Genomic DNA, 12,079 nt, shown 5'->3' on the forward strand with positions numbered 1-12,079 from the left:
TGCTAAATATAATCTTTTCAATTTTCCTAACTTGAAAAGATTTGATGCCTTTTCACAATTCATTTAGGATTGCTATACCCTATTTAAAGGCACAACAGCTTAATCACCAATCACCAAGGACTCCCAATCATCACAAAAGCCGACCAATAATAAGGATGCGACAACTTCAAATCCGCAAACCCTTGCAGCGAAGCCGGCAACTCCACTCCCTCACCCCGACTCAAACCCCGCAATCTGCCGCCCTCCAAACGCACATCTCCCCGCAACATCGCAATTTGCGCTTGTCGCAGCGCCGCCCCCTTAATTCGCGCCGTCTTCAACTGCTGGTAAAACTCACTCATCAATCCCAAAGTACCTTCATCACTCACGTACCATAAACTTCCCAAAGCCGTTTGCACTCCCGCTTGCAGCGCCAACCCCCCAAAACCCAACTCCGCTTGTGCATCTCCCACCGCAGTCCGACAAGCACTTAAAACTAACATATTCACCTGGGGATCATTCAATCTCAAATCCCGCAATTGATCCAGTCGCAGCCGACTATTCCACAACTGAATAAAAGAATTATTGGGTGTTCCAGGTCGAAATTCGCCATGAGTAGCTAAGTGAATAACCCCAAAAGGTCGGCTTTGATGCTGTCGCTTCAAATTATCCAAAGTGAAACCCTCATTTAGAAAACTAACTCCCGGCCACTCTCTAGAAATAGCGGCTATTTCAGCAGGAACTGCCGGCAAAGGATTCAACTCCGAAAATTCCGAGGCCCCCATTGCTAAAACTTGAGAATTTCTGAGATCGACGTAGCGAGTATCTGTTAAATTAATGCTGGGCATCAGGCTGAGATTGTACTTTTCCACCAAAAATTGCTGTCCGTCGTGCAAAGCAGCAAAGGGCATACCTCTCAAACCTCGATCGACAACAAAGGAAATAGTATCCGTTTCGCAGTTTTTCAAACTGTCCTCTAAAGGCGCAATCATCCACTTATAAAGCTGTTGCGAAGATGGTAGATAACTCGTAGTAGCCCGCACCCCCGGTTTGGTAATCTCACCTCTGAACTCATTTACAACTTTCAGCAGTTCTTCCCGGTTCGCTGACGGCACGCTTTTGTGCACCGCTTCACCGCAAGAATTTATTAACACTAAGTTTAATTTTTCCCGCTGCGAGAACAGATAAATTAAGCTGGGTTTTGTGCCGGTTTGTTCACCCACGGATGCTAACTTTTTTTTAATTTCCTCTGGGGATACCAACTCGTCGCTGATGTTGATGCCTAAATATTCTCCGAATTCTTGGCTGAAAGATTTGTCCAGCAGAGACAAAGCTTCCGATATTTTGCCGGTTTCCAAATTCCGGCCGATATCGCCGCGAAATGCTGACTGAATAACTGAATCTCTGATATTTGAATTGATGAAATTTCTCAGTTCTCTGGGAGAGTGCATTCTTTCGGGCGGCATCCTTTCTCCGGGTTTTCCTATATCTCGCGATATTCTGTTTTGGTTCTGCCGCTGTTCGCGACTAAAGGGTTGGTTGCGATCTGGAAAAAGTGCTCTCCCTCTATCTAATGGGAATCTATCCGTTGGCGATGGTGAAGGAGTTGGATTTGGTGAAGGAGTTGGATTTGGTGAAGGAGTTGGGGTTGGATTTGGTGAAGGAGTTGGGGTTGGGGTTGGGGTTGGGGTTGGGGTTGGGGTTGGGGTTGGGGTTGGGGTTGGGGTTGGGGTTGGGGTTGGAGTTGGGGTTGGGGTTGGGGTTGGGGTTGGAGTTGGGGTTGGAGTTGGAGTTGGAGTTGGAGTTGGAGTTGGAGTTGGAGTTGGGGTTGGAGTTGGCGGAATAATATTGACAGCGCCATCGATCGGCGCAGCACTACCGTTAATTCTCGCATCTCCTTCCACAAAAGGTATCGGCGGGTTCCTATCGCCGCCGCCGTGGCGAATCGCAACCGATCCGGCCCGATCGCCCCTAACAGTCGAGATGCTAACTGGAGTGCCGTTTTGGTTGTTGAAAGTATCAGTTACTCGAACAAAATTGGGAGTTTCTATATTAACGTTACCGCCCGGAGCATTTATGGATGAAACACTGATATCATTTTGGGCATTAAGAGTGACTGTCGGAGTTCGATCGAACCCAATCGAATTAACATTTATTCGCTCAATTCTGATTTCGTTTCCGGCTAAAATCCTCACTATTCCTGAAGCATCTATATTGCCAGTGCTAACAGTTCCCCTGCTGCTAGTGACATCAACTGCAACTCCCTGCAAATCTCGTGAATTCACATCTAGCGGCGCTATTAAATTGACATTTCCTGTTGTAGCGTCTGTATTGCCAATATCAATACTTCCCGTATTGCTAGTTACATTAACTCCAACTCCCCGCAAATTTCTTGAATTTACATTGCCAGAAGTTGTCAAACTTACATTTCCTGTTGTGGCGTCGGTATTGCCAATATTAATACTTCCCGTATTGCTAGTTACATTAACTCCAACTCCCCGTAAATCTCCTGAATTCACATCAAGCGGCGCTATTAAATTGACAGTATTTTCTGTTGCTGTGGCGCGTCCACTCTCAATAATTCCCGAAGTGCTATTTACATTAACTTTTGTTCCCAGCAAATCCCCCGAACTTACATTTTCCGAACCTATTATATTAATATTCCCAAGAGATGTAGTATTACCGATAGCAATATTTCCCCGCTCGCTATTGATATCGACTGATCCCCCCAGCAAACTCCCTGCATTTAAGTTGCTGGTTGCTCTCAAAGCAATCCTAGCCGCCGGAGCATTGATGGAATCAACGCTAATATTAGTTAGGGCGTCCAGATTGACTGTAGGGATAATGGGATTAACTGGATTTGTGGCGACAGGATTAACAGTTATTATCCCTGTATTGATTTGCTGTCCTGCTACAATTCTCACATCTCCAGAAGTAGCGATTGCCCCCGTAGCGACACTCCCCGTACTGCTGCTAGCATTGACAGTCGCAGCGGTGAGATTGCCGACCGTTAAGTCCCTAAAAGCTGTCAAATTGATATTCTCAGTTGCTGTAATATTGACAGGTGTAGTATTAGGCACAATGGTATTGGCATCAGTCAAAACCCCCAAGGCCGCGGAGTTACTGGTAATATCAACATTCGATCCCTGCAAAGTCCCAAAATTCACATTGCCAAAAGCTCTGAGTACGATCGCCCCGGAAGTCCCAGTATCGATCGATCCTGTGACGATATTACCCCGAAAAGTATTCAGACTAATACTGCCGTTGATATCAGCACGTGAAATGTCACTTGTCAATATAATATTGTCATTAGCTTGAATATTAATTGTCGAACTAGACGTTAATCTGCCCCCAGCTAGCACTCCGGCTTCCCTGCTTTCGATATTAATTTGACCGCCATTAATATCTCTAGTGGCGATACTTCCCGGCGCTGACAAAATTACAGGCCCACCGGCTGAAATATTTTCAACTGAAATCAAATTGCTCGATAAAAGTGGGCTTGTAAATATCGAATCTTCATCTAAACTGTTAGTAGGAGGATTTAGCAGATTTGCCACTCCAGCCCGCAGAATTAAGGCCGGACTGCTGCTTAAAATAGCAACATCTGGATCGTCGGGATTCCCATTTTCCCTACCCAATGCAATATCGGGGCCGGTAATTGTAATATCCTCGACAACAATGCTCCCCTTCGCCTCGACTTTCAGCGAAACACCAGTATAATCTCCAAAGAAAACATCTCCTTCAGAACTGATAATCGGGTCAAATAAACTGACCAAGTTTCCCGGCATTCCCGACAAATTGCGAATCACAAAATTGCCACCCGAAACAAAGTGAGAATCCCCCGAAATAACGCCGTTGCTAACCAAACTCAAATTGCCACCGCTTTGGAATTGCGGGGGAAGAGATAAGCCGCCGATCGCGTTTTGAGTGAGAATGTCGATCGTGCGAGATCCCTGAATGTATAAATTGCCCCCAGCCTGCGCCAAAAAAGGATTCTGGGCGCTGTCCCTGACCCGCACCGCATCCCCACCCAGCAAACTCAAATCCCCCGTAGTTTGCAGCCTAGCGCCCGCTAACGTGAGATTTTCCGCAGCCCATAAATTCGCACTTCCCGCATTCAACTGTGGCAGCCCAGACACATTAGCAGCAATCGCCACATCCCCAGAATTAACCTGCAAACCAGAACCCACAAGCCGCACAGAACCGTCATCCGCAACCGCAACACCCGCCGCCTGATTTTGCCCAGTACCTGTCAGCAACTGCGGCAAAGAAACAGGATTCAAAGTCTGTTGAGAATTACCAAAATTTCCGCCCGTTGCTATTTCCAAACTCAACAAATGCCCCGGTTGACTAATGCGCAAAACCTGAGCTCCCGGAACCGCAGCAACAGTAATTTGCCCGCCCGGCGCTGACAACTGTCCCGTACTAACAACCGTACCAGCCAGCAAAGCCAAGTTTTGCCCCGGAGTCACAGCCAAATTGCCAGCATTAACAATACTTCCCGGCCCGGCCGCACCAAAATAAAAAGCATTTGGTGTACCAACCAAGGCGCTAAAATTATTTGTACCCGCAGCATTAAACCAATTAGAACCAAAACCGACACCATTCGCCGTAGTCGCAGTAAAAGCCGCCGGCACATTCAAACTCGCGTTCGGGCCAAACACAATCCCCGCAGGATTAATTAGAAAAAGATTAGAATTGCCGCCCGTGACAGTAATTAAACCATTAATTAGCGAAGCGTCGCCGCCAGCAATTCGAGCTAATATATTTTGAATAGCCGAATTAGTCAGAAAATTAGCAATTTGACCTTCATTCAAGCCGAACTGCCCAAAACTGTGAAAAAGATTCGCGCCGTCTCCCGACAAACTGCCGCCGTTGATATCATAACGGTTGCCGCTGGGGGTGACAACAGTACCCGTACCGTCAGCAGCAGGCACTATAGGCTGTGCTTGCGCGAAAGTATTAAAAATTAACAAAGAAAAAGGACAAATAAATAGCCCGACCTTTTTAATCTTTAAGTTGGCATTTTTCATAGCAGCAAGTAAAACTATCTCAATTGCCTTAATTATCGCACTTGCAAACAACTTACCTCTAAATAACAAATTAATTCGCTCATGACCATTCCCAAAATCAAAAGCCTCTACACAGACGGTGCTTGTTCCGGCAACCCAGGCCCTGGCGGCTGGGGTGCAGTAGTTTGCTTCGCCGACGGCAACTGTCACGAACTCGGGGGTGCAGACCCTCAAACCACCAACAACCGCATGGAAATGCAGGCTGCCGTCGCTGCGCTCGAATTTTTTGCCAATTCCGGTCAAACCGAACCAGTCACCGTTTACACCGACAGCGAATACGTCAAAAACGGCATCACCAAATGGATTCAAGGGTGGAAAAACAAAGGCTGGAAAACCTCGACGGGCAAAGATGTCGTCAACCAAGACCTCTGGCACCTGCTAGACAAACTGAATTCCCGGCAAGTCAACTGGGAACACGTCCGAGGCCATTCCGGCGACTTCTACAACGACAGGTGCGATGAAATCGCCCGCAGCTTCTCCCACAATCTCACTCCCGAACTGCAACAGCAGAAACCAACGGGAGACGAGGCCGGGGCGGGCACGGGGGCACAGCCCCTACACTTGGAAAACACAATTGTTTCGGAAGAAACGGACGCAACTGGTAACAAAACGATAGAATCCTATGTCATAACTTCTGACCTTCCGATCTCCAACTCTACCATGATGGATTCAACTGCCGATACCCTGGAGAACTTGCCCCGCGAGGTGAGGGTTCAGGACCTCCGCAATCTGATCGAAACGTTGCACATCGCCGACGAGGTTGCGACGAAAGGCTACTTGATTACCAGTTCTGAACTGGCTGATTTGATGGATGTCAATGCCAGCGCTGTCACCAGTCGCGGAGACAACTGGGTTTGGCGGAATTGGGTAGTTTCGCGGGTGCGGCGCGAAGGCAACCAAATTCTCTGGCAATTAGAGAGAATCGACCACGTTAGTACAACTGATTAGTGGTTAGTCATGAGTTATTAGTTGATTAATGACTGATGACTAATGACTGTCTCAAAGCAAGATTTGGCAAAATTCCGTAGGGACACAACTAAATGTTGTGTCCTTTTGGTCATCAGTTTACTAAACAAACTACTTAACATCAGTCCCAGTTAAAAGAAAGAATCCAACTGTCTGTAAGCCCGTACTCCAAACCCTCATAAAATCAGTGATTTTGCATCTAAAATCTCAAATAGAAAATCTAAAATAGCATGAGTATTAGCTTGCGAACAGTCACTGCTACCAGGTATGTCACTCCCTTGCGCGAGGGCGGGTCGCTACCGGCGATCGTCGAAGCAGACGATGATGGTATGTACGTGCTCAAATTTCGCGGTGCGGGTCAGGGAGCCAAATCTCTGATCGCCGAGCTAGTGGCGGGAGAGATTGCTCGCGCCTCCGGGCTCCCAATCCCCGAACTCGTTTTTGTTGAACTCGATCCCGAACTGGCTCGCACTGAGCCTGACCCGGAAATTCAAGACTTGATCCGAGCAAGCGCGGGCCTCAACCTCGCCCTCGACTATCTCCCGGGCTCGATCACTTTTGACCCGATAGCGGGGAAGTCCGAGGCGGATTTGGCCTCAGAAATCGTCTGGTTCGATGCTTTTGTGACTAACATCGATCGCACGCCGCGCAATGCAAATATGCTGGTATGGCACCGCCGGCTTTGGCTGATCGATCACGGTGCAGCCCTCTACTTCCACCACACCTGGAAAGATTATCTCTCGCGCAGCCGCGATCGTTTTCCGCCAATCAAAGACCACGTTCTACTGCGTTTTGCCAGTACGCTGGAAGCGGCAAATTCAAAGATGAGTCAAACGCTAACCCCGGACATCATTCGCAACATTGTTAAACTAATTCCTGATACTTGGCTGGTGGGAGATTCTCCTTTCAGCGATAGCAACCAACATCGGAATGCTTATATCGAGTACCTGCTAAATCGGCTAGAATCACCACATATTTTTTTGGAGGAAGCGATTAGTGCCAGATCGATTTCTTTATGATTACGCCATTATCCGTGTCGTTCCCAAAGTCGAGCGCGAGGAGTTTATCAACGTGGGGGCGATCGTTTCCTGCGGTACGAAAAAATTCCTCGAAGCCCGTATTGAAATTGATGAACAGCGCTTGATGGCGATCGACTCAACGTTGGATCTGGAAATGATTCGCAATCACCTAGCAGTCATTCCCATCATTTGTGCAGGCGGCAAGGAATCTGGCGCGATCGGTCAACTTCCCCACAGAGAGCGCTTTCACTGGCTCGTAGCACCCCGCAGCACGATCGTTCAGACATCGCGGGTACACACTGGTTTTTGCCAGAATCTACCGGGTGCGATCGAACACTTGCTCGATACAATGGTGCGATCGTCTTGCCGAAAACCATCTGTAAACGCTCAGTTGCTAGCGGCTGGAATTGACACTCAGGAGATGCGATCGCACTCTACTTAGCGTCAGCTTGTCGGTTAGATGCTGTTTTGAGCTTAGTAGGCGATCGGCTATTCATGTCGAAAAACAGTCAGAATAGAAGTATCCTCAAGCTGTTTTAGCTAAAAATGAGAACGCCAGAACAAGAGTCTTGACCGATAACTTTTCTAAAGTGTTAGCAGCAGTTTCGCAAGGTAGAAAGATGATGCAAATTGAACCGAGAAATATGACTTTCCCTCTCTGGGGTTTAACAATTTTCATTTTGTGGACGATCGCAGTCGTTATCTTGTTGCTAGCAGTCAGGATTCGGCATCTATCTGCGGGCGGCTCAGTAAAAGATTTCGGCACACAAAACGACGACAGCTTGCTTTGGCGACTATTTCGAGTACAATCCAACTTGATAGAAAACCTGCCTTTGTATTTGGGAGTTGTTTTTCTTCTAACAGTTAGGGGTGTTTCAGGAACAGCAGTAGATTTGCTGATTGTTGTGTACATTGTATTTCGGCTGGTACATTCAGCGATTCACATCGCTGGCCTCGATCCAAAGTTTCGGTTGTTCAGCTTAGTAATTCAGTTAAGCTGTTTGGTAGCCTTAACTATTATGGCAGTTTTATAGTTGATAAATTACGCAATTGCAACCTATATATAGTAGGTGGCGTCAGGACAAACCTTAATTGTTTCTTACAAAGCGTAAGTCAGATGCACCTTACAAGTCGATCGCCCCTGTGACATTACTGCCTGTGAGTTGGCTAACTTATTGAACTTTATGAACCGAATCTCTCGTGCGATCGCTGTTGTTTTAATTGTATTAGGCTGCATTACTTTTGTTTTAGTTCAGCCACCGCAATCAGCCTTAACCGTGCCACCTCCAGTGCAAGAATCTCCACGACGGGGAGGAGATGTTGCTGAGACAATGAATTTTGGACGGCACTTTCAAGAACTAGGAGTTGAAGGCTCGATCGCAATTTACGATTTGAATAGCGCTCGGTTTTATCAACACAACCCGCAGCGTAACGCCACAGCTTTTTTACCTGCATCTACATTTAAGATTCTCAACTCTCTAATTTCTTTAGAAACAGGGGTAATTTCAAATGAAATTGCCGTGCTAACTTGGGACGGAACTCAAAGGCAAATTCCCGCATGGAATCGAGACTTGAATATGAGAGAAGCTATGAAACTTTCCGCCGTTTGGTTTTACCAAGTTCTCGCCCGCCGAGTCGGACACGAGCAAATGCAAAAATGGGTAGCTAAAGTCGGTTATGGCAACCAAAAAATCGGTAACAAAGACGATATTGACAAATTCTGGTTAGAGGGAGAACTGCGAATCACACCCAACGAGCAAATTCAATTTCTCCGCCGTCTATACAAAAATGACTTACCCTTTTCTGAGCGATCGCTGTCTTTGGTGAAAGACATCATAATTGTTGAACAAACTCCCGATTACACAATTAGAGCCAAAACAGGATGGGCAAATTTTGGAGAACAAACAAAGCCTCAGATTGGCTGGTATGTAGGTTATTTAGAGAAGAATAAAAATGTTTACTTTTTTGCGACAAACATTGACATCCGCAACAATAATGACGCACCTGCAAGAATCGAGTTAACCCGCCGTTGCTTCAAGGATCTTGCGCTGCTGTAACTGCGTTATTTGTTCTCTTATATTGGCAAAAACGCTAGCGGTTAGGCTAACGGTGGCAGCCAAAACAGCCATTTATTCGATGCCTGAGTTCGATCGTAGGAAGCCGAGTCTTTTAAATCTTTTAAAACTTAGGCAATTGGCACATATAGAAATCCTTGCAGGAGTCGTAAACTTTTTACCCCACCCCAACCCTCCCCGAACCCAAGGGGAGGGAGTAAGAAACTCACAAATGATGCGAGGATTGCTATATATAGTCATTTCAAATAAATGTGAGACAGAGGTAAGATCATGATAAAATCGATAAAAAGAGTTAATTATAAAAAAATGGCTTACAGTCTAGACTATCGACAAAAAGTAGTCAATGGATGTGGAAAATGGAGGGAGTATAACGAAAGCTGCCGCCATATTTAAGGTAGGAAGAGCAACAATTTATAGATCGCGCCGGTAGGGAAGACCTTCGACCAACTCAGGTCACTCACCGTCAACGAAAGCTAGATTGGGAAGCTCTCAAAAAAGATGTTGAAAAAAATCCGGAAGCAAGATTAGTAGAAAGAGCAAAAACTTTCTCCGTCAGACCGAGTGCCATCTGTTATGCCTTAAAAAAACTGAAAATTACAAAAAAAAAAAGAACTTCGCTATAAAGAAAGAAATAGAGAATCAAGAATGAAATATTATAGAAATCTGAGAGAATTAATTAAAATTTATGGCAGCAAAAGTCTTGTCTTCATTGATGAGTCAGGATTTGAGGAATTTGAAGGTTCTGTCTATGCGTGGGCGAAAAGAGGAAAAAAAGTCTATGGTGAAAGACCAGGAAAACGGGTAAAAAGAGAAAATTTAGTAGCTCGAAGTTGAAAAGGAAAGAAGGACTTAATTGCACCAATGCTCTTTATGGGTAGTTTGAATGCAGAAGGATTTGAAGGATGGTTATCTTTATATTTGTTACCAGATTTAACAAGTCCATCTATATTAATTATGGATAATGCACCCATTCATCGTAAGACGGTCATTAGACTATTGGTTGAGTCTGCCGGTCATCAGATAATATTTTTACCAAAATACTCTCCTGATTTAAATGATATTGAGCATGATTTTAGTGCATTAAAGAGAGCTAAAATGTATGCTTCTCCTGGCACATCTCTTGATGAAATTATTCGTGCTTATTGTGCAGAGTAAGTGTCTCATACTTATTTGAAATGACTATATATAGTTGGTATAGTGCTATGTATCATTCCTCGCAGCAAGGCGACAATCATCTAAGAGAGCATTAAGTTCTTCAACGACTAGCCAGGGGTTTCTACCTTTCAAACAAGCTACGATCGCTGCTTCATAGGGATTTCTGCCAGTTTTTTTTACTGCTGCGATCGCCTGTTTGTTAGACAATCCCCGCCCGCTGACCAACCAAGCAGCCAAAACCTGTCCTGTACGTCCGATCCCCCCAGAACAGTGAACTACCACCCGTTCGCCTTTGCTATTTGCCGATTCCAAGAACGGCAATATTCGATCTATTAAAATATCGCGATCGACCAATTCAAAGTCTGCGATCGGCGCCCAGCAAACTCGATCGCACCCAAATATTTTCCGATATGTTCCCAGTAAATCAGTGTAGCGGATGAGTTGCGTCTGAGCAAGCAAGCAGCAAACTTGCTTGATATTATGCCCCTGCATAAATTCAATCCAGCGAGCAACTTCTGCATCGCGGTATCCTGGTCTGGCTGCACCAAACACAATTAATTCATTATCTGAAGCCGCAGCGAATTTGTGCATACTGTTTTCAATATTTTTACCTATAATTAAGAAAGACGCACAAATCCTGAATCTACAGTGAAAAACAACAGCTCGATCGGTTTAATGAACTGGCTGCAACCCAAACCAGAAACCGTTTTGTTATGCGACTCAAGTGCAGCAGCTTCTGAGATGGCATTCATGCTCAACGGTGAGTGGGATGGGTGCAATAGCTTGGTGCTCCCTAAATGCGACAAGGTAGCAATTGAAGCAGCCGCCCGTTTGCTGGAGACATCGTGGTGCTACCAAAATACTTGCGAACCCGTTTTAATTCGGCTGGAAGTTGACGAATTTTTGCGCCGTTATGCGATTGGAGAGAGGTTTTTTATTAATGCTAACTTGCGATGCGCGCAATTGAGCGAACTTTGCTTGGAAAACATTGATTTGAGTTATGCTAAATTAAATTTTGCTAACCTCAGTGGCACTAATTTAAGCAAAGCAAACTTAATGGCAGCCCAGATGCCAGCAGCCAATTTGAGTGGCAGCAATTTGAGTAAATCGCAACTTGTGAGGGCGAATTTATCAGGAACCAATTTATCTGATGCTAATCTCAAAGGTGCTGATTTGAGTTATGCAGATTTCAGCAATGTGTGCTTAAGAAGTACCGATTTAAGAGGTGCTAATTTAGCGAGAACAGACTTAAGAGAAACAAGCTTAGATGGGGCGATTTTTGAGTAAGACAATCTCGTTTAAATACTTTCTCTCACACGATCTGCGTACATCCTGTCAATACTTATCTGCGTTAATCCGCCACCATCGGCGGTTAAAGTTCCAAAGTAATTAACTGACTAATTTCGTCACTTTGAAAACCCAACGCTATCGGCTTTTGTACTTGAGGAATCACTTGTATAGCAATCTTAAATGATTTTCTATATCTAGAGCAATCCTAAATGCTTTTCTGTGTGTAAGTATATTGACGTATTTTAGGGAAATAAAATTTATGTTCGTTAGTAAAAAACTCAAATAAAAATTTGACAATCTTAAAAGACCTACATAAATACCAATACTTTCTTAAAAAGTTTTTAGCTGGTAACCAAATATCTTCAACAGGATTCTGTTGGGGAGCATTGGGAGCAAATAAAATACAATTAATTGACCAATTATCAGGTTCTTTGTCACCATTTAGTTCTAATAAAAAGTCTCTAAATTCTCCATATTTATGATAACTAGCTCCATCCCAAATCAAGATAATCTTGCGATTTTT

General features: G+C 45.0%; 8 protein-coding genes and 2 pseudogenes. 7 read left to right on the forward strand and 3 right to left on the reverse strand.

Features of this window, described 5'->3' with window-relative positions; translation table 11 throughout:
* Positions 1–110 precede the first annotated feature (110 nt).
* Positions 111–5,012 (reverse strand): CHAT domain-containing protein, encoded by a 4,902-nt coding sequence (locus QUA77_RS27150; protein ID WP_333453673.1) that lies wholly within the window; start codon positions 5,010–5,012, stop codon positions 111–113.
* Between the two features lie 81 nt (positions 5,013–5,093).
* On the opposite strand from QUA77_RS27150, the gene rnhA reads away from it, so the two are divergent.
* The 6 genes and pseudogenes from rnhA to QUA77_RS27180 all read left to right on the forward strand — a co-directional run bounded on the left by rnhA (position 5,094) and on the right by QUA77_RS27180 (position 10,266).
* Positions 5,094–5,999 (forward strand): ribonuclease HI, encoded by a 906-nt coding sequence (rnhA, locus tag QUA77_RS27155; RefSeq protein WP_333453675.1) that lies wholly within the window; start codon positions 5,094–5,096, stop codon positions 5,997–5,999.
* Between the two features lie 248 nt (positions 6,000–6,247).
* Positions 6,248–7,036: a HipA family kinase gene (locus QUA77_RS27160; protein ID WP_333453677.1), complete on the forward strand. Its 789-nt coding sequence runs from the start codon at positions 6,248–6,250 to the stop codon at positions 7,034–7,036.
* Positions 7,014–7,478 carry a DUF3037 domain-containing protein gene (locus tag QUA77_RS27165; RefSeq protein WP_333453679.1) on the forward strand — a complete coding sequence of 155 codons (465 nt, stop codon included), beginning with the start codon at positions 7,014–7,016 and terminating at the stop codon, positions 7,476–7,478. Before QUA77_RS27160 ends, QUA77_RS27165 begins: the two co-directional genes overlap by 23 nt.
* Positions 7,479–7,656: 178 nt before the next feature.
* On the forward strand, positions 7,657–8,070 hold the full coding sequence (locus tag QUA77_RS27170) for an MAPEG family protein (protein WP_333453681.1): 414 nt from the start codon (positions 7,657–7,659) through the stop codon (positions 8,068–8,070).
* Between the two features lie 150 nt (positions 8,071–8,220).
* Positions 8,221–9,093 (forward strand): class D beta-lactamase, encoded by an 873-nt coding sequence (gene blaOXA / locus QUA77_RS27175; protein ID WP_333043079.1) that lies wholly within the window; start codon positions 8,221–8,223, stop codon positions 9,091–9,093.
* A gap of 324 nt (positions 9,094–9,417) precedes the next feature.
* Positions 9,418–10,266 (forward strand): annotated as a pseudogene (locus QUA77_RS27180) (IS630 family transposase).
* 45 nt (positions 10,267–10,311) lie between these two features.
* Here the strand turns inward: QUA77_RS27180 and QUA77_RS27185 are convergent.
* On the reverse strand, positions 10,312–10,857 hold the full coding sequence (locus QUA77_RS27185) for a phosphatase domain-containing putative toxin (protein WP_333453683.1): 546 nt from the start codon (positions 10,855–10,857) through the stop codon (positions 10,312–10,314).
* A gap of 57 nt (positions 10,858–10,914) precedes the next feature.
* On the opposite strand from QUA77_RS27185, the gene QUA77_RS27190 reads away from it, so the two are divergent.
* Entirely contained in the window at positions 10,915–11,553 is a 639-nt protein-coding gene (locus tag QUA77_RS27190) for a pentapeptide repeat-containing protein (protein ID WP_333453685.1), read from the forward strand.
* Between the two features lie 208 nt (positions 11,554–11,761).
* On the opposite strand, the pseudogene QUA77_RS27195 reads toward QUA77_RS27190, so the two are convergent.
* Positions 11,762–12,079 (reverse strand): annotated as a pseudogene (locus QUA77_RS27195) (IS630 family transposase); the annotation flags it as partial.

Source organism: Microcoleus sp. K5-D4 (assembly GCF_036704575.1).
In the GTDB taxonomy this organism is placed as follows: domain Bacteria; phylum Cyanobacteriota; class Cyanobacteriia; order Cyanobacteriales; family Microcoleaceae; genus Microcoleus.

Coding starts and splice junctions, on each gene's coding strand:
- QUA77_RS27150 (WP_333453673.1), bottom strand. CDS start 5,012: ATGAAAAATGCCAACTTAAAGATTAAAAAGGTCGGGCTATTTATTTGT.
- rnhA (WP_333453675.1), top strand. CDS start 5,094: ATGACCATTCCCAAAATCAAAAGCCTCTACACAGACGGTGCTTGTTCC.
- QUA77_RS27160 (WP_333453677.1), top strand. CDS start 6,248: ATGAGTATTAGCTTGCGAACAGTCACTGCTACCAGGTATGTCACTCCC.
- QUA77_RS27170 (WP_333453681.1), top strand. CDS start 7,657: ATGATGCAAATTGAACCGAGAAATATGACTTTCCCTCTCTGGGGTTTA.
- blaOXA (WP_333043079.1), top strand. CDS start 8,221: ATGAACCGAATCTCTCGTGCGATCGCTGTTGTTTTAATTGTATTAGGC.
- QUA77_RS27185 (WP_333453683.1), bottom strand. CDS start 10,857: ATGCACAAATTCGCTGCGGCTTCAGATAATGAATTAATTGTGTTTGGT.